The 18,121-nt window shown below is 35.2% G+C and carries 21 protein-coding genes; 4 read left to right on the forward strand and 17 right to left on the reverse strand.

The genetic code is table 11. The annotated features are described in order from the left end of the window. Nucleotides 1-5: 5 nt before the first annotated feature. The 3 genes from comGB to ACK3CR_RS21995 all read right to left on the reverse strand — a co-directional run bounded on the left by comGB (nt 6) and on the right by ACK3CR_RS21995 (nt 2,611). Nucleotides 6-1,088, reverse strand: coding sequence for a competence type IV pilus assembly protein ComGB (gene comGB / locus ACK3CR_RS21985; protein WP_243517680.1), 1,083 nt, complete (start codon nt 1,086-1,088; stop codon nt 6-8). Continuing rightward, nucleotides 1,039-2,103, reverse strand: a complete 1,065-nt coding sequence (comGA, locus tag ACK3CR_RS21990; RefSeq protein WP_243517677.1) for a competence type IV pilus ATPase ComGA — start codon at nt 2,101-2,103, stop codon at nt 1,039-1,041. The genes comGB and comGA overlap by 50 nt, the downstream gene beginning before the upstream one ends. A gap of 127 nt (nt 2,104-2,230) precedes the next feature. Continuing rightward, nucleotides 2,231-2,611 carry a Spx/MgsR family RNA polymerase-binding regulatory protein gene (locus tag ACK3CR_RS21995; protein WP_061801978.1) on the reverse strand — a complete coding sequence of 127 codons (381 nt, stop codon included), beginning with the start codon at nt 2,609-2,611 and terminating at the stop codon, nt 2,231-2,233. A 191-nt stretch (nt 2,612-2,802) separates the two neighbouring features. On the opposite strand from ACK3CR_RS21995, the gene ACK3CR_RS22000 reads away from it, so the two are divergent. Both ACK3CR_RS22000 and ACK3CR_RS22005 read left to right on the forward strand, forming a co-directional pair. Continuing rightward, nucleotides 2,803-3,507 carry a helix-turn-helix transcriptional regulator gene (locus tag ACK3CR_RS22000; protein WP_243517674.1) on the forward strand — a complete coding sequence of 235 codons (705 nt, stop codon included), beginning with the start codon at nt 2,803-2,805 and terminating at the stop codon, nt 3,505-3,507. Nucleotides 3,508-3,599: 92 nt separating this feature from the next. Beyond that, a complete protein-coding gene (locus tag ACK3CR_RS22005; RefSeq protein WP_019391495.1) occupies nt 3,600-3,836 on the forward strand; it encodes a DUF2626 domain-containing protein in 237 nt (78 codons plus the stop codon). A 60-nt stretch (nt 3,837-3,896) separates the two neighbouring features. On the opposite strand, the gene ACK3CR_RS22010 is transcribed toward ACK3CR_RS22005, so the two are convergent. Beyond that, nucleotides 3,897-4,532: an MBL fold metallo-hydrolase gene (locus tag ACK3CR_RS22010; protein ID WP_375754201.1), complete on the reverse strand. Its 636-nt coding sequence runs from the start codon at nt 4,530-4,532 to the stop codon at nt 3,897-3,899. A gap of 158 nt (nt 4,533-4,690) precedes the next feature. On the opposite strand from ACK3CR_RS22010, the gene ACK3CR_RS22015 reads away from it, so the two are divergent. Next, nucleotides 4,691-4,864, forward strand: a complete 174-nt coding sequence (locus tag ACK3CR_RS22015; protein ID WP_019391493.1) for a DUF2759 domain-containing protein — start codon at nt 4,691-4,693, stop codon at nt 4,862-4,864. A gap of 56 nt (nt 4,865-4,920) precedes the next feature. Here ACK3CR_RS22015 and ACK3CR_RS22020 read toward each other — a convergent pair whose 3' ends face one another. After that, complete coding sequence (locus ACK3CR_RS22020; protein WP_243517671.1) at nt 4,921-5,997, reverse strand: YqgU-like beta propeller domain-containing protein; 1,077 nt, start codon at nt 5,995-5,997, stop codon at nt 4,921-4,923. A gap of 540 nt (nt 5,998-6,537) precedes the next feature. Here ACK3CR_RS22020 and ACK3CR_RS22025 point away from each other — a divergent pair. Further along, nucleotides 6,538-8,064, forward strand: coding sequence for a BCCT family transporter (locus tag ACK3CR_RS22025; protein WP_480380542.1), 1,527 nt, complete (start codon nt 6,538-6,540; stop codon nt 8,062-8,064). Between the two features lie 51 nt (nt 8,065-8,115). Here the strand turns inward: ACK3CR_RS22025 and ACK3CR_RS22030 are convergent, their stop codons facing one another. The 12 genes from ACK3CR_RS22030 to pstB form a co-directional block, all read right to left on the reverse strand. After that, the gene (locus ACK3CR_RS22030; protein WP_243517667.1) at nt 8,116-9,009 is read right to left on the reverse strand and encodes a M14 family metallopeptidase; all 894 of its coding nucleotides are present in this window, start codon (nt 9,007-9,009) and stop codon (nt 8,116-8,118) included. 157 nt (nt 9,010-9,166) lie between these two features. Beyond that, nucleotides 9,167-10,138, reverse strand: coding sequence for an ROK family glucokinase (locus ACK3CR_RS22035; RefSeq protein ID WP_243517666.1), 972 nt, complete (start codon nt 10,136-10,138; stop codon nt 9,167-9,169). 6 nt (nt 10,139-10,144) lie between these two features. Next, nucleotides 10,145-10,345 (reverse strand): YqgQ family protein, encoded by a 201-nt coding sequence (locus tag ACK3CR_RS22040; protein ID WP_019391489.1) that lies wholly within the window; start codon nt 10,343-10,345, stop codon nt 10,145-10,147. A gap of 166 nt (nt 10,346-10,511) precedes the next feature. Beyond that, nucleotides 10,512-11,669 carry a rhomboid family intramembrane serine protease gene (locus ACK3CR_RS22045; protein ID WP_410914536.1) on the reverse strand — a complete coding sequence of 386 codons (1,158 nt, stop codon included), beginning with the start codon at nt 11,667-11,669 and terminating at the stop codon, nt 10,512-10,514. Nucleotides 11,670-11,770: 101 nt separating this feature from the next. Next, nucleotides 11,771-11,950: a hypothetical protein gene (locus tag ACK3CR_RS22050; RefSeq protein ID WP_061801986.1), complete on the reverse strand. Its 180-nt coding sequence runs from the start codon at nt 11,948-11,950 to the stop codon at nt 11,771-11,773. Nucleotides 11,951-12,011: 61 nt separating this feature from the next. Next, a complete protein-coding gene (locus ACK3CR_RS22055) occupies nt 12,012-12,809 on the reverse strand; it encodes a DUF92 domain-containing protein (protein WP_410914535.1) in 798 nt (265 codons plus the stop codon). After that, complete coding sequence (locus tag ACK3CR_RS22060; protein WP_488976115.1) at nt 12,802-13,368, reverse strand: 5-formyltetrahydrofolate cyclo-ligase; 567 nt, start codon at nt 13,366-13,368, stop codon at nt 12,802-12,804. The genes ACK3CR_RS22055 and ACK3CR_RS22060 overlap by 8 nt, the downstream gene beginning before the upstream one ends. A gap of 88 nt (nt 13,369-13,456) precedes the next feature. Continuing rightward, entirely contained in the window at nt 13,457-13,606 is a 150-nt protein-coding gene (gene rpmG / locus ACK3CR_RS22065; protein ID WP_019391484.1) for a 50S ribosomal protein L33, read from the reverse strand. 49 nt (nt 13,607-13,655) lie between these two features. Further along, the gene (locus ACK3CR_RS22070; RefSeq protein ID WP_243517661.1) at nt 13,656-14,294 is read right to left on the reverse strand and encodes a hypothetical protein; all 639 of its coding nucleotides are present in this window, start codon (nt 14,292-14,294) and stop codon (nt 13,656-13,658) included. A gap of 467 nt (nt 14,295-14,761) precedes the next feature. Continuing rightward, nucleotides 14,762-16,513: a methyl-accepting chemotaxis protein gene (locus ACK3CR_RS22075; protein WP_243517659.1), complete on the reverse strand. Its 1,752-nt coding sequence runs from the start codon at nt 16,511-16,513 to the stop codon at nt 14,762-14,764. A gap of 140 nt (nt 16,514-16,653) precedes the next feature. Next, the gene (gene phoU, locus ACK3CR_RS22080) at nt 16,654-17,304 is read right to left on the reverse strand and encodes a phosphate signaling complex protein PhoU (protein WP_019391481.1); all 651 of its coding nucleotides are present in this window, start codon (nt 17,302-17,304) and stop codon (nt 16,654-16,656) included. 35 nt (nt 17,305-17,339) lie between these two features. Continuing rightward, nucleotides 17,340-18,113 carry a phosphate ABC transporter ATP-binding protein PstB gene (gene pstB / locus ACK3CR_RS22085; RefSeq protein WP_046217857.1) on the reverse strand — a complete coding sequence of 258 codons (774 nt, stop codon included), beginning with the start codon at nt 18,111-18,113 and terminating at the stop codon, nt 17,340-17,342. Between the last annotated feature and the right edge of the window lie 8 nt (nt 18,114-18,121).

Genomic DNA, 18,121 nt, shown 5'->3' on the forward strand with positions numbered 1-18,121 from the left:
CCTCCTTATAAACTGGACATCGCTTGAAACATAGGAATCATAATCGCCAAATATAAACAAAGAACAGTTAATCCAATTAGAGAAAACAAAAGAGGTTGTACAATGCTAATTATTTTTGTTATTTTACCTTCTAATTTCTCAATCACGAGTGCACTATAATCACAAAGCTCCTGTGCTAAGTTACCATTTGACTGACCGTGCGAAACGATTTGCGACAATTCTAATTCATAATACGAAACTTCTGCAATAATTTCTGGAAGCCGTCTCCCTCTTGTTAGAGCAAGTTCCAATCGTTTTCCTTCTCCTTGAAAGAATGGGGAGTGTTTTTGCCTACAAAATGCTTGTAAACTTTCGTTAATAGACAACCCTCCTTTCAAAAGATTGCCTAAATGAGCTGATAAGGAGTAAGAACAAAAACTTTTATAAAGAGGTCCAAAGATTGGCAAGCGCGATAAAAATCTTACCCTCTGAGCTGGAGACAACCTTTTTAAATATGCTCTACAGTAAAAGAGGATACCTACCATTATGATGATAAAAGTTAGGAAAAGAAGTGGAAAATGATTTGCTAGAAAAAAGAAGGTAAGAAGGAAAAAAGAAGGTTTCTCATTCATCGAGCTGTAAAGAGAAGAAAATTGAGGAATTAATACGAACGACATTGTCATAAATAAGCCAATTAAGAACAAAAATAATAAAAGGGGATATTGAATAACTTTGCGAATTTTAATAAGCTGCTGCGCTTTTTCATTTGTAAGTCGCCCACTTTCTTTTAAAGCAAAACTAATGTCCCCATGCTGCTCTGCAAAATAAAGGTAAACAAGTGCTTCTTTATTAAGCTCGTAGAACTGGAATGCTTCATGAAGAGGACGCCCTTTTTTCAAAGCTGTTAAGCAACTTTTAATTTCAGTTCCAAGCTTTTTATCTCCTTGAAGTCTAAGAAATTCTAGTGCTTGAGACATTGTATAGCCTTTTTCTAATAAACTCGCTAGCCTTGTTAATAGCTGAGCCTGTTCACGCAACGGCTTCTTTTGTTTTGCTTTTTTAATCATATGCTTTCCAGCTTTCCAATATTGACGGATAAAGGTATCCAAAAGTAACGCCTCGCCAAACCATATCTTTGAGTTTTGGATATGAATAGACTTTTTGCTTGCCGTTCGCCTCTTGAAGAACTTCCTTTAGTACTTTTCCGTATAAAAATTCATAGATGCCTGCCTGACGTTGTTTTCGCATTATTTTGCAAAGCGGCACACACTTTTCCTCACAATACGGACAGCGAATTTGAACGAGGCGCTGTGCTACTACCCCAATAAGTGTTTGATATACTTCCTGATATGGAACCCCAAATTCCAGCAGCCTGTATATGGCTCCTTTTGTATCTCGCGTATGCATTGTCGTAAGTACTAGATGCCCTGTCAAAGCAGCGCGAACTGCAATTTTTGCTGTTTCATCATCTCGAATTTCTCCGACCATAATAATATCAGGATCATGCCTTAAAATTGCACGCAGTCCTTTTTCATATGTGATGCCTGCCCGTTCATTTACTTGAACTTGCAAAACACCCTCGTATTGCTTCTCTACGGGATCTTCAAGAGTAATGATATTTCGATTAATGAGGCTTTTAGCTTGCCGGAGAAGTGTATATAACGTGGTCGTTTTACCTGAACCTGTTGGACCAGTGAAAATTAATAATCCATGGGAATGTTGTAAAAGAGCGAGAAGTTTTCTTGTGGAATGTGGGAAAAGTGAAAGAAAATGAGTAGATGTCATGTTATCTTGAGGGAGCACCCGAATAACGAGGCTTTCATCAAACACAGTAGGTAATGTTGAAAGACGAAGATAGACGCGTTGGTTTTCTATTTGCATCATAAGAGAGCCGCTTTGAGGTTTTCTTTTTTCACCAATATCCATACCTCCTAAAAATTTAAAATGAGCAAGTAACCGTTGAAATATCTCTCTTTTCAAAACCGCATGTTGAAAAAGCTCTTGATCTAGCCTGAGCTGGATAAGAGCATCAAGTTCACGAGGAATAAGGTGAATATCTGATACCCTGTGCAAGCAAGCTTTTTCAACTAAACTTTCAGCAAGCTTTTCAATTGAGGAAAGCAAAATTTCTGTCACACCTTTCTATGAATTTTGTACAAACAGAAATTTCGCCACGTTTTTCAAAATTCCTTCTTTATTTTTTATTTTTATACAAAAAACTGCCTAGTCATAACTTAACAAAAAAAGATTTCTATGCCGAAAGAACTTTTTTGGATTTCTTTTTCACAAGATTTTTAAGTGCTGACTCATTATAGCCAATTACCAGCTTTTGACCATCTGTTAAAATTGGTCTTCTTAGCAATCTTGGATGTTCAATCAGCAAATCTACAGCTTCTGATAGTGAAAGTTCTTCAATATTGATGTCTAACTTCTTAAATTCTTGACTGCGTTTCGCTAAAATTTCATCAATTCCGTCTGTTGTTAAACGTAGAAGGTTAATAAGCTCCTCATATGTAGGTGTTTCACGAAAGAGATGACGTTCGCTAAAAGGAACTCCTTCTCCTTTGAGCCATTTTTTTGTTTTACGACAAGACGTACAGCTTGGGTATGTGTAGAAACGAATGTTTTCCATTGTAATTCTCTCCCTTTATTATATTTATTCTCTTATCTTTTTGTATAATATTGGTATAATACATAGTTACTTTGTTTTAAGCCTTTTTTAAGGCTGTTTTAAAAGAGTTTTAATTTACTATATTGCATATTCCAAAAATAGGACGAATGAACTATAATGTAGCTATCTTTTGAATTAGGAGGTTGATTTCAATGGAGGAAGTATTAAAACTATCGAGCATTCTCGGTGATCCAACACGTTTTAATATCTATAATCACTTAAAAACAACTGAGATGCCTATTACCGCTCAAGAAGTTTCCGAGAAATTTCATATTCACCCCAATGTAGCCAGAAGCCATCTCACAAAACTTGAAGATAGTAATCTCATAATCTCAGAAGCTCATAAAACTGGAAAAGGGGGACGTCCCCGTCTTCTGTATAAGCTTTCTGATCATCTTACCCAGCTTACATTCTCCTATAATGTTTATCAGCTTCTTTCTAATTTACTTCTCTGTACGATATCTACATTTGGAGAAGAAGGAAAAGAAGCTCTTTACAAAACCGCTATTAAAATGGGGATAGCCTATATTAAAGATTATTACCATCAAAACGCTCCTTCTAAACCTATAAAACACGGAAAAGATAAAATTTTTCTTATAAAAGAAGCTGCCGAAAAGATTGGTATGCGCTTATCTATTCAAGGCTCACCTGATTATAGCTCCATCTCTCTGCATATTTTGCGTTGTCCCTTTCAAACCATTGTTCCTCAAAATGAAGAATTAACGCGCTGTATTCATCGTTCTTTCGTCCAAGGAATGATATATTACTTTTTCAAAAACGCTACTTTTTCAGACTCTAACAAAACAGTTGGTTTAGAAGCAGGTATTTGTACATATAGTGTAGAAAAGCTTTTTTAGTGATTAGCTTAAACCTCATTTACTTTTTCCTAATTTTCACATTATAATAAAAAAGAAAAGGTTTTATAGTGAGCCAAAGGGGAGGGATACGTATGGATCGTATGTATCGAGTTCTTGGCTTTTGGACGGGACTTTTCGCAGTTATGTTCTATCTCGGCCATATGCCAACAACGTCACTGCTGTTTCTAGGTCAAACAGGCTTTTTTGTGCTATTAAGCTATTTAAAACTTTCAGAGCGAATGTACATCTATGTTTTTGGAGCGTATCTAACCGTTTTCTTTGCTGGATTCACATATTGGACGACATTTATGATGACTCCTGGAGGATAATTAGATAACGCTTCCAAATTAAAAATAAAAAGCAGTGCTATTGTTAGCACTGCTTTTTATTTACATGAAGCCATTCAGAAATGGGTTGCTGTCCATTTCTCTTTCAATTGTGGTTTCTTCACCATGACCTGATAAAACAAGCATTGTTTCTCCTAGAGTAAGCATTTTTTTATGAATGCTCTCTAGCAGTTCTTCGTGATTTCCACCTGGCAAATCAGTTCTTCCAATGCTTCCAGCAAATAGCACATCACCTGAGATAACAAAATCATCTTCTTTGAAAACATAAGAGACACTTCCTGGCGTGTGCCCTGGTGTCTCAAGCACAGAAAATGAGAAGTTGCCAATCGTTTTCTCTCCCTCTACATCCCAAAGGTTTGTTGCTTCTTTAGCTGTAACAGGACCTAATGGGAAAGAAGCAGAAGCATTTTTTGATGGATCTCCAAGCCAATCTTTCTCTTTTTTGTGGACATAAACAGGCACGTCAAAGCGGTCTCTTACTTCATCAAGGGCTCCAATATGGTCAAAATGAGCGTGAGTTAATAAAATAGCTTGTGGCTTTAAACCTTTTTCTTTAATAAGTGCCATTATTTTGTGACCTTCTGCACTTGGATCAAAAATTAGACATTCTTTTTTCTCATTTGCTACAACATAGCAGTTCGTTCCAACAGGACCTAGTGATCTTTTATAATGCTTCAACATTTCCTTTAACACCTCTTATTTTCAGATTTTTTACCTCGACAAATATTTAGAAAAGCTATAAAATAAGCTTAAGTGTGTACACTATTTATGGTACATCGGATATTTTGACGTAGCAAGTGAATAGTATTAAGTAACTGGGGAAAAGGGGGAAATCAATGGGTACAGTTATTATTTTTGGTCTAGTTGCACTTTTGGCGATATTTGGTACGATTTCAGCGCTTAAAAACAAAAACTTTTTAGGATTTGGTTTTGCTTTAGCGACTTTTGCTGTATTCGGATTTTTTACAGTTATGACAATCATCGGAAATGGTTATCCAGGCGGACATTAACATACACAAAAACGGCTTTTGAGTAATATTACTCAAAAGCCGTTTTTTACATGCTATTATTTTATCAATGATTTAGTTTCCCCTGTCTTTAAATCCACTATTTTCTTTCCATTCAAACCAAGTAAAGCATATTTACCGTCTGGAGAAACCCTGATTGGTTTCTCTTCCTTTAACAACGCAATTTTGTTTTCTTGCCCTGTTTCTAATGAAAAGCCTACAAGCATAAATTCCTCATTGTAAGAAGCTTTATTTGTACTGTACTTTGGCTTATATGTATAAAACACATGTTGATGAGAATCCCATCCATAGTACGGTACACTCCATCCAGAGTAATCTGAAAGAAGAGGAACTTGAAACTCCCTTACCTTTTGATTTTTCATATCATAAAAAGTATAAGTTCCATATCCTTCTTGATTCCGATCGTAATGCAGGATAAGTAAATATTTTTGCTCATTCGAAAACATAAGGCCTTTTTTTGATAGGTCATTCTTTTTATTTGTTTCAATGTTTTCTTTCACGAGGGGTGCTTCATTGTTCATTAAATCCTTGTTATCTAAATAAGCAATATTTGTTTTACTCACCCATTGAACAAACGGTTGATCTGTAGAAAGGTGTTTCTTCTCCCCAGTCTCAATATTAAGAGCGTAAACATCAAAGCTCCAATCTTTTGAAAACGTTGTAACAACGATGCGATTTTCATCAAAGGAATTCCAATTATATTCAACTTCATAAGCCGGAAACGAAAACCTTTTTTGCAACTCTCCTTTTCTATTAAAAAAAGAAAGTTCAATTTTCTCTTCTGATAAAGAAGTTTGCAAGAGAAACATTTTACTATCAGGACTTCTCTTTATTGACATCACTTGATTGCTTGTTTTAAAAAAAGAAGAGCTCTTTCCTGAATATAAATTATACCGATTCACTTCATATTCCTTGTCTTTTTTATCTATAACTAAAACATGATGCTTATCATACCAATCTCCAATTGCTGTAGAATCTTGTGTATGAAGAGACTTAATATTATCAATTGTATGATTCTCTTTGGTTCCTTCTCTAATTTTCGAGTTAGGTTGATGAGCTTGACACCCTGTTAGGACTACAAAAATTAACAATAAAACAAACACATTCTTCCTCATCAACTCACCCACTTTTTCTCAAACTTATTCTATTCTAACTTGAATTATCCTACGTGTAATGAGTGATTTCAACTATATTTTAAAAATCAAAAATGTTAAATTATCTCTTTTAAGATTTCAAAATAGATATTTCTTCCTTTACAGTTAATAATGATCATATAGTTATACTGTGTGCATTTTTAAAAAGCATTTTTTGATAAGATAATATCCATTTTTAACCTTTTCAGTACTTAAATACCACATTCTATTTTAACGAAAAATGTACCTTCGCCTCATACTTTTTACATTCCTTAAATTGTTCTTCATAAATTCTATTACGTAACTTTTTTATATCTAAATAACATAATTTTTAAATTTTTTTCAAAAAAATTTATCTCTTCAAACCCCCTTCATAATAGGCATAAAGACACCAACTCTTTGAAAATAGGAACCGTTAGACTAGACAATGCATATGAGTATGTTAAACTAGTTACTTGTTCGCCCACCCCTTTAATACCATTTTCTAAAAACTGAATAAAGGAAGGAGCAACAATAGATATTATGAACAAAGGTTTTGAAAAACATAGTGTTTTTATCATTTCTATTTTACTGACGGTTATTTTTATCGTCTGGGGAGGTCTCTTCACCTCAAGCTTCACTAGTGTTACAAATGCTATTTACACTTATATGATTAATAACCTTGGTTGGGTTTATCTGAGCTCTGCTTTTTTCTTAGTCATCTTCGCAGTGTATTTATTATTTTCTAGATATGGACATATCAAACTAGGAAAAGATAACGAAAAACCAGAATTTAGAACAGGATCTTGGCTTGCTATGTTATTTGGAGCAGGCATGGGCGTTGGTATTGTTTACTGGGGAGTTGCAGAACCTGTTACACATTATACCAATCCTCCATATGGAGAAGGGTTTACAGATTCAGCAGCAAACGTTGCTATGAAGTTCTCATTCTTCCACTGGGGATTACAGCCATGGGGAATTTATACTGTCATCGGATTAGCTTTAGCTTATTTTCAATTTAAGAAAGGGTTACCTGCTGCAATTAGTTCCATCTTCTACCCTGTTCTTAAAGAAAAAATTTACGGACCAATCGGAAAAACGATTGACATTATTTCCGTGTTCGCTACCGTATTTGGAATTGCAACATCCCTTGGACTTGGTGCAATGCAAATTTCCGCTGGGCTTCATGCTATATTTGGTCTGCCTGACACAACAGCAATTCAAATGACCGTTATTGGTGCTGGAACGATATTATTTATCATCTCGATTAGTACAGGACTAGAGAAAGGTATCCAGTTTTTATCTAATGCAGCTATTATTTTATCTTTCTTGATCATGTTCCTGGTATTAATTCTAGGACCAACATCGATTATTTTTGAAACGTTCTTCACTTCACTTGGTAGTTACTTAAATGACTTTGTTGAAATGAGTTTACGTTTAACTCCATTCACGGATAACGCGTGGGTTGGAGACTGGACCCTATTCTATTGGGCTTGGTGGATTGCTTGGTGTCCTTTCGTTGGAATGTTCATCGCTCGTATTTCAAAAGGAAGAACAATTCGCGAATTCGTTATCGGCGTACTTGTTGTACCAACACTTGGTACGTGCGCATGGTTTGCTGTGTTCGGAGGAGCTGCGCTTGATTTAGTTCAAAATGCAAGCAATCCTGGATTAGCAAATAATATTGCATCTAACGTATCTCTATCTGTTTTCACGTTCTTTGACTATCTTCCTGCAAGTGGTATCTTAACTGCTGTTGGATTTGCTGTTGTATTAATTTATTATATTACAGTAGCAGATACATCTAGTTTCGTACTAGGTATGTTAAGTGAGCGAGGAAACTTGGATCCATCTGTTAAAATTAAAGTAACATGGGGAATTGTTCAAGCTGCATCAGCAGCAGTTCTGCTTTTAGCTGGTGGGGAAAATGCTCTAAATGTGCTCCAAACGGCTTCGCTTGTTTCAGCCTTTCCATTTATTTTTGTTCTACTCTTTATGTGCTGGGCACTTATCAAAGCATTGCGAGAAGAACTTGAAGAAGAGAAAGCAGTTAAGAAAAAAGCAAGCTAATCAGCTTGTAAAAGCAAGAGGATCGCTTAAATATAAGCGATCCTTTTTATTTTACCCTTTAGTATCAAAAGCTAACTGAGCTACTAAGATTTTAGAACATCTATCATAAATAGAAGGAAGATGTGAAAGAGGAAGTGGATTAATGCCCTTGCCAAGTTCAATTGTAAAACCTGGTCTTCTATACTCATGAATAAACCAATCTTTAAACCCTGCATGGCTGTCAATCATCTGAACCGATTTGTAACTACTTACTCTTGCAAACTCATCCGCCATTTTTTTAGAGATTTGTGGTTCTTTGTTCATATAGCCCCAATAAAATTCTTCTCCTTGTGTATGTAGGGAAAGAACGGAATCAAAGTTTTCCTTCTTTGTTAAAGTATACAGTGCTCTTACTTCAGGTTCTGTAAGCGGCACATCACCAGGGTAGTCACGTGGTGCAGCTCGTTTGGCTTCCTTGCGCTCTTTTTCAATTTCCCAATTTGCTGGAAATTGATTATTCAAGTCTATTCCCCTAATATTAGCTTTCCAGTGATGAAACTCCATACTTCCTTCATTTATAAACAGCACTTTCTCTCTTTCTACATCAGCACTTTTAACTCCATATAAAACAAGGTTAACTCCATCTGGATTAATCATCGGAAAGGCAGAAAGTGTTGTCTCTTTAAAAAGTTCTCTTGCTCTCTTGTTTTCAATCTCTTCATCACAATCAATCCTTTGACAATAGTGAAACAAAAAGAGCATAAGGCTATTGGTTGTAATCCATTCATTTGCATGCATCGAGGCATTCATATGGACTTTTCGTGCTCCTTCTCCTATTGTTATATGATATAAATCTTGTCCTAACACGCTCTGCCCAATAACCTCGATGTTGACGAAAGAGTATAGGTTATTTAATGCATATAAAGCCTCCTCTAAGCGTCTTGAATCACAAGGTGTATTCCACATGTTATCCCCCCTCTTCTCGTTCATTTTATTATAGAAGAAGCTTCTTTATGTTGAAGAACTGTTAAGAACTATTCAACATAATAAAAAAGCTTAGAAAGTAAAAGGGTGTATCGTAACACTCTTTTACTTTCTAAGCTTTGTGTTCAGATCTAACTTTTTACACGTGCTGTGGCAGCTGTGTTTTAACAAGCCATGCCCCACCAATTACACCTGCATCGTTACCTAATGTTGCAATCGTAATTTCCGCTCCTTTTGCAACACGAGGAAACGCAAATTGATTAAATCTGTCTTTAATAGACTGAAGTAAAATATCACCGGCACGAGAAACGCCTCCACCGAGAACGATTTTTTCAGGATTTAATCCATTTGCAGTATTTGCTAGTGCTAAACCAAGGTGAAACGCCACTTCTTCAATTACTGCCTTTGCCACTTCATCGCCTTCACGAGCACAGTCAAATACTTCTTTGGCTGTTAAAGTTCCGTCTTCATAAAAACATTGCATTGTCGTGTTTCCGTTTTCAGCAATCTTTTCTTTAGCAAGACGAACGATTCCTGTTGCTGAAGCTACTGTTTCTAAACATCCTGTTTTTCCACAGTTACAAGGAGCTCCACCTTCAGGTATAGAAGTAATATGTCCAATCTCACCAGCAGCCCCATTTACTCCACGTACAATGTCACCATGTGCAATAATGCCACCGCCAACACCTGTACCAAGGGTAACGCAAAGAAGATCTTTTGCTCCTTCACCAGCACCCTTCCACATCTCACCAATTGCTGCAATATTTGCATCATTGTCTACAAACACAGGAAGACCTGTTTCAACTTCAAGTAAGTCTTTTAAAGGGAATTTATTCCACCCTAAATTAACGGCAACATCTACAGACCCATTTGTTTCCTTTACAGGTCCTGGTGCTCCGATGCCAATTCCCATAATTTTAGCTTTTATTTCCCCACACTTTTCAAGTTGTTCATCAATTGATTTTGCAATATCTGTTGGGATATTATGCCCTTGATTGCTTTTATCAGTCGGAATTTCCCATTTGTAAATGATTTCTCCATATTGATTAACGAAGGCTAACTTTACTGTCGTTCCTCCTAAATCAACCCCAATCAGCCATTTCTCTTCCATAAGATCTCATCCTTTTTCTGTTCTTTGTTCACGTCTATGGCGAATTAAAAGAAGTGCTTCAGTTAACTGACGATATTCAATCAAACCAGACCTTGCAAGCTCTCTTAGCTCTTCTTCCATAAGGTCAAGGTCAGCTTGTTGGCTTCCTGTATAAATGATAGTCCCAAATCTTTTTAAAAGCTGCTGCACATCGTATAACGTTTTCATTTATTCACCTATTAATTAATAAATTCTCCTATATTACTGTAACGAGAATCACTATAGTCGTCAAGGTTTCTCCCTCGTGAATTACTGTAAATTCTTTCAATAGGTATGAACATACTTTCTTTTTCAAAAGCTATAATCCTTTCAATATACCTATTAAATCTTACTGCTAACTCTTATAATTATATCCATAAAATAAACTGCTGCCAATCCCAATTAGTAAAATTACAATATACACTAAAGAAGCTAGTTTACTCTGATTTTTAGGAAGTTGAACAGCACCTGCTGCAACAAATCCTCCAATAAGTCCGCCCAAATGACCCGCATTATCAATACCAGGTACAACGAATCCAAACACAATATTAAATAGAACGAGCATGATGACGTTCGTTCCTAACGTATCAAAAAAGATTTCCGGGCTTTTATACCCAAAAAACAAGAGAGCACCAAAACAACCAAAAATAGCACCAGAGGCACCGGCTGAAATGGTTGGACTAAATAAAAAGCTTCCTATTGTTCCAGATACTCCAGCTATAAGATAAATTAATAGAAAACGACTGCTTCCATATATTCGCTCAACAACTGTGCCAACATAATACAGAGCAATACTGTTCATTAAGAGGTGCAAAAAGCCAATGTGGAGAAAAATAGGGGTAATGAGTCTCCACCATTCTCCCTCTAAAAGAAGCTCATTATGCTTAGCTCCATATTTAACGAGCGTTTCTACATTCTGACTTCCTCCGTTAAATTCAAGCCAAAAAAAGAAGAGAATCTGTATAAATAAGAAAATGGAAGAAAAGATGGGCTTTCCGTAAAAGAACGTTCTTTGAATGGTTTTTTCCCGCTCTCGCTCAATACTTTGTATTTTTTGTTTCACACCTTCTATAAAGTTTAAAGCGCTTTCCTCATCTACAAGCGGTGAAAATTTTTTCCCAAAAGCCAATTCCTCCTCTTCCATTACATCAGGTGGAGACAAAAGTTTTCCAGTTATATTTTCTTCTGTAATTGTGCTGAAAATATAGTGAAAGTCAAAAAAAGGATTAACATCTGATATATATAAATAAGTCCATTTTGCTTTTTTGGACAAACGATAAACCGTTGAATTTCGTAAAGTTTCTTCCTCTTTTTCTACATCTTCTTTAAGATCTCTCGTCCAAATTAAATCTTTTCTAACAAGCCTAATATAGCTATCCTGTTCGATATTTTTAAAGTATAAATTTTGTTTAGAATCGGAAGCGTAGATTAGTTTGTAGTTCTGTTCTTCTATAAGAAAGTGTGCGATTTGAAAATATAGAAAATCTCGCTTTAAGACTGCTATCTTTTTCACCACCCTGAACTCTTTTTTTTAACATCGCAAAATCCAATCAAAAAAGCAAGTTTTTACATTCCATCCATATAAAAAAAGGAAGAAACTATGTTCCTTCCTTCTTAATACTTAAAAAGTTGCGACATCATCTTACCGCGGATATAAGGGAAAGTAAAAGCCGTTCTTACAGCTAAGCTGCGACCTACTCTATTTCTTAACAGCATGTTTAACAACTGATAACGTGACTGATAAACAAGTGAAATAAGTAAAGTCATAATGAAAAACTTTAATAAACGTTTCATATATTCTAACCTCCTCTTCTTACTTTCCCACGAACAATGCTGATTATTCTTCCCTTTCTTATTAAACTTGTATATAGGGGAAGGCAAGAAAAGCGAGAAATGCTCCAATGAAGACAGCTGTTACGTTAACTGTATCATTATTAAAAAAGATAATGCCTTTAATTTTCTTTGTTTTCATGTAGCAATGCTCTGTTTTCTCAGTATGAATACCACAATTCGTACATTTGTATTCTACTTGGATGGTTGCTCCAAGAACAGTATCGGCTATATTTCCTAAAAAACCGAAAATCGCAATAAACAAAAGAGCTATCAACTTTTCCTCCCAAAAGATAGTGAAAAAAAGACCAATTAACAAAGCTCCGCTAAATGCGGCAAAAGTTCCAAGCAATGAGATAGCTCCTGATGTTCCTGCTTCTACTTTTCTTAATGTTAAAATATAACGTGGCTTTCTTTTACTAAGTGTCCCAATTTCTGATGCCCACGTATCCGAATTTGCTGCTGCAATGCTTACAGCAAATAAGAAAGTGAGCATTCCTTTATGAGTAGGATCGAAAAGCAAGAAAAGACTAAATAAAGCTGGAACTCCTCCATTTGCAAACACCTGTATAATATCTCTACTGCTTGATTTTTCTAACTTTTCTTCAACATGTTCTTTTCGTTTTTGAAATAAAAAACTCACACACGAGGAAGTAATAAAGAAAACACCCAGTAAAGCAAGACCTTTCACTCCTGTTCCAGCATAGATACTGCTTCCTATTAAAAAGGCTCCAAACGCTCCTGATTTTGTAAGGGCCTTTACTTTATATCCTGCATATGATGCGACAATAATAAGAAGGAAGAAAAGAAGATGCTCATTCACAAATCAACACCTCTTGGTTTGTAATGATTTTACCAACGGGAATATCGTGAGGTTCAATTGGCACAAAGTCAGCAATTTGAGTATGAAAGGCAATGGATATTTTCTCACCTAGGTAATTTTGCAAATAACGGTCATAATATCCTCCCCCAAACCCTACTCTATAACCATTTTTCGCAAAAATTACTCCTGGAACAAAGATCACATCAAGTTCTTCTTTTGATATTTTTTCAGCTGTACTAAGCGGTTCTTCAATGCCAAACTGAACAGTCTCAAGCTCAGTGAAAGAGGAAAGTTGGTAGAACTCCATTTTGTGCGTTTGAGGAAAACATTTAGGGACGGCAACTCTTTTCCCTTCCTCCCATGCTTTCTCAATAATATCTCTTGTTTCAACCTCAAATGGAAGTGAAAGTGTAATTCCAATTGTTCTTGCTTCTTTCCATTCCCTTGTATTCTCAACTCTTGATAGAATCTCTTTATTCATCTCTTTTCGCTCTAACAAAGACAGCTCTTTTAAGTTCTTCTTCATTAGATTTCTTTTAACCTTTTTCTCCTCCATCATTTTATCCCCTTATTATGTAATGTTCTTATCTATCTTTTAAAAGAGTTCTTTTTAAATAAAAAACAGCAGGAATAAAATTCCTACTGTTTTACTTAGTCTCACGATGTAATGTTACTTTTTTAAGTCTTGGGCTATATTTTTTAAGCTCAAGGCGATCTGGATTGTTACGTTTATTTTTAGTAGTGATGTAGTTACGGTCACCAGTTTCAGTGCAAGCTAAAGTTACTTGTACACGCATGATGTTATCCCTCCAAACATGATTTCGTTAATCAGACTATAATATAATATCATCTTTCGAATGAAAATTCCAGTCTGTTTTTTATAAGCTTTCTATTAGCACTAACCCCGTTTTCTTCATTTATTGCTTTAATATTCCATATATCAGCGGTAGTATGCTCATATGGAAGAAGAAAGCTCTCTAAAGTAAACGCACTCACAATATTTCGAGATGCAAGAGGTTGATGTTTTAACGCCCCTTTACGGATATTTCCCCAAAGATGACGCTCTTCATTTATTTGATCTGCTGAAGTTACAGTATACTGCTTTATACCTTTTTCATCAATTTTTCCATTAATAAAAACAAGCTCTTCTTCAATATGATAAGAAAGAAGATGATCTTTCGGCCTGTAGTAAGCAAGCTTTGCTAAAGGCTTCGTTTGCTCATACTGCACATATAGCTTAATTTCTTTACTTCTATTATTTAAGTTCTCTAAAGAAATTCTGTGTCCATCAATAAGGCAAGACTTATGCTCGTCTTGAAAAGCAAAGGATTTGTACTGGACACAATTTTGAATGTGATATTCTTTTTCGGACATTTCAATCCATGAAAATTCTCCATCAATCCACATTCCAATTCTTGGTTGAAAAAATGTTGCTGAATCATTGAAATTATCCATACACTTCTCGTTTGTATACAATGTATCCATTTTCGCACCCTCTATCTGTTTTATTGTACCGAACACAATTGATATGTGAACTTATTAAAAGATTTGTAAATTTACTGTCAGCTAAACGTTTTCTATTAAATCTTTCTGTTGAAGATTGTTTATAGGCATTAGCACTTTTATTTTTCTAAAAATTCAGTTAATTGTAAAGAACATTGTAAACTTATATTACCTATAAGAAAACAATGTTCCTTTCACATGTGCGCACTGAAAGGATCAGTCTATCTAGAGACATTAGAACTTCTACTTCCTCATTCTTTTATGCTCAAGAGACTCTAAAACATAACAATAGTTAAAATTTTCTTACCTTTATTTTACCATCATTGGATTACCACTACAATGAACAGAATTTGTCGATTCTATATTCTTTATACTTTTATCTATTTTAAAATGTTTCGACCCCCCACTGCCATGAGCTTTTCTGTATGACGATTTTAGAAAGAATCATCCTATTCTTCTTTTTTATCTTTCATTAGGTTAAACTTTTCGACAAGAAAAGCTAAGTCATCAGCATTATTTGATAAGTTTTCAATCCTTTTTAATATAGTTTCAATTTCACTGTCCTGAACTTGGACAGATTGTAACGTCTGGGACGTTCGATTTGTCATTTTATCCGAGTTTAGTGCAACTTGGTCAAAAGTACTTTTAACATGGACATTTTGCTCTTTTAGGTGATAGATAGAACGCGAAATCTTTTCAATAGTTGTAATAACTTTTTCCATTCTTTCGTTAATATGTTGAAATCCTTGTCCTGTTGCTTCGATAAGAGTTGTTCCTTTTTCAACTGTTTCATAGCCAATTTCTAGCCCTTGTAAAACATCTTTTGCTTTAGTTTGAATTTCAGTTGTAATTCCTGTTATATCTCCTAATGCACTTTCAACTTGCTGTGATAGTTTTCTCACCTCTTCAGCTACGACGCTAAACCCTTTTCCATACTCTCCTGCTCGAGCTGCTTCAATCGCCGCATTTAAGGCAAGCAGGTTTGTTTGCTCTGCAATTTCATTAATAAAATCAGTAAGTTGAGTAATTTGCTCTGAGCTTTTATCTAGAGATTGGATTTCTTTGTAACAATATTGAACAATATTATAGATAGAAGTCATTTCTTGAACAGAATCCTCCATTGATTTGTTCCCTTTATTCGTAATATCTCTTATGTATCGAAAGGCAAGAACAAGATGTTCTACTTCCTTGGTAGCGGAATCCATCTCTTCGCTAAATACTTGCATCGTTTTCATCACTCGGGCTGCCGAGGAAGCTTGTATATTGGCTCCATCTGAAAGGTCTTGGAATGTTGCAGATATTTCTTCACTGCCGCTTCTTACTTCTTGTGTAGATGTTAAGAGACGGTCACTTTCATAATGAATGTTTTTAGAAACAGCATGAATAGAAGTTACAATGGTCCTCAAATTTTCTGCCATTTGATTTGAAGAATGAATGAGAACGCCAATTTCATCATTTCCATCATAGAACATTTTTTCTACCGACAAATCTCCTTCTGCAATTTTCTTTGCCAAGCCAACAACCTTTTGCAAGTGATAGTTGATAAATCGCACTAAGAAAAATAAAACAATGCTTCCACATAGAAAAGTAGCAGCTGTAGAGATGAGAAGACCTAATATGCTAATAGTGATGCTGCCCTCTGCTTCTTTATAAGCTTCCATACTTTCTTTTGTGGTAAATGTTCTAAGCTCCTTTAGCAGCTGCAGATTCTCGTCTCTCAAGCTTGAAATTTCTTCTCGAGCCGACGTATAGATTTCTTTATCTAATCGAACAACAGCTGGAGAAATTTCAAAAATAAATAATCTATCAATTTTTTCATTATTCTCTTTGACTTTAGAGAAAAGTTGTTTCATCTCAGTCGAAACATTTACATCTTCCTGAATTAAATTCATTAACTTATGAAGTTCTTCTCGATGATAACGATAAAGCTTCAGGTCCTCCTCTTTTAAAAATGTAATATAATCAGCAATGTTAATATCTTTAGAACGAATAAGAGATCCTATTTCTGTAATATGAACAGCCCGCTCGTTTGTTTCTTTAGCACTTTGAAAAGTTTGTAGTGTTGTATTCAGAAAAAACTTAGCTATAAAAATAGAAACAATCATAAAGCAAAACATCATTAGAAAAATACTATAAAACTTCTTACTAATCGGTACACTTCTCCAGAAGGATTTAAAACTCCATACTTCTTTACTATTCATGCTTGTAAATTCCTTTCAATTCTTGATGATCACCTATATAATCATCATAACTAATTACTAAAGACGCATGACTAATAACCCACATTCTTTACAAAAACTTTACAACAAAAAAAGCGACAGCTATTAGCCGTCGCTTTTTGTTAATTTAACTCATACATTTTTCCTGTAACAAGATAAACAATATTTTCACAAATATTTGTAATATGATCTCCAATTCGTTCAATATGACGACAAACAAATTGAAGCTGCGTTAGCTGATGAATATCCTGTTGATGGGTCGTCATAAGTATTGTAAGCTCATCAACAAGATTGCCATAGTACGCATCAACGAGATCATCCTTCTCTGCTACTTCTTTAGCAAGCCTTACATCTTCTGCATCAAAAGCTTTGAAAGAAGAAAGAAGCATCTCTTGTACAACTTCAGCCATCTTTGGAATTTCCTCGATTGGCTTCACAAGTTGCTTATCTCCTATCCTCAAACTAATACGAGCAATATTCTCAGACAAATCTCCAATCCTCTCGAGGTCTGAGGAAACTTTAATAGCTATAACAATACGACGTAAATCAGAAGCAACAGGAGATTGCTTTGCTAAAAGCTGGATTGCATCATTATTAATTTCATATTCTAACTCATCAATTTTTGGAGCTTCTTCAATTACTTTTCTAGCAAGGTTTTCGTCTTGTTGTTGTAATGAGGAAACAGCCATTTTAAGGCTGTGTTGCGCTTGTTCAACCATATAGAACAGTTTCTCTCTCAAACTGTCTAATTCTACGTCAAACATCTTTCGCATGATTCATGTCTCCTCCCATGATACGAAATAATAACTTACCCGAAGCGTCCTGTGATGTAGTCCTCTGTGCGTTGATCTGTAGGATTAGAAAAAACTTGTTCTGTATCATTAATTTCTACAAGCTCTCCCATTAGGAAGAAGGCAGTCTTATCAGAAACACGTGCTGCTTGCTGCATGTTATGAGTTACCATTACAATTGTGTACTGCTTTTTAAGTTCTAATACAAGCTCTTCAATTTTTAATGTAGAAATAGGATCAAGAGCAGATGTAGGCTCATCCATCAATACCACTTCAGGTTTTGTAGCTAACGCTCTTGCAATACATAAACGTTGCTGCTGTCCACCTGATAAACCTAGTGCTGGAGCTTTCAAACGGTCTTTTACTTCGTCCCAAAGCGCTACATCTTTTAAACTTTTTTCTACAATTTCATCTAATACTTGCTTCTTCTTTGTTCCATGAACTCTTGGTCCATAAGCAACATTGTCATAAATAGATTGTGGAAATGGATTACCTTTTTGAAATACCATTCCTACATTTTTACGAAGCTCTACTAAATCGACTTTAGAGTTTAAAATGTTTTGGTTATTGTAATTAATTTCACCAGACATCTTTACGCCTGGCACTGTTTTATTCATAAGATTAAGTGTCTTAATAAACGTTGACTTTCCACATCCTGAAGGTCCGATAATAGCCGTCACTTCATGATCATAAATAGAGAAATTTAAGTTTTTTAATGCATGGTGTTCTCCATACCATAAATTTAAATCATTCATATTAAATACTGTTTTCGTTGTTGCGACAGCAGACATATTCTCGC

The organism is Priestia sp. TRM10 (assembly GCF_057808375.1).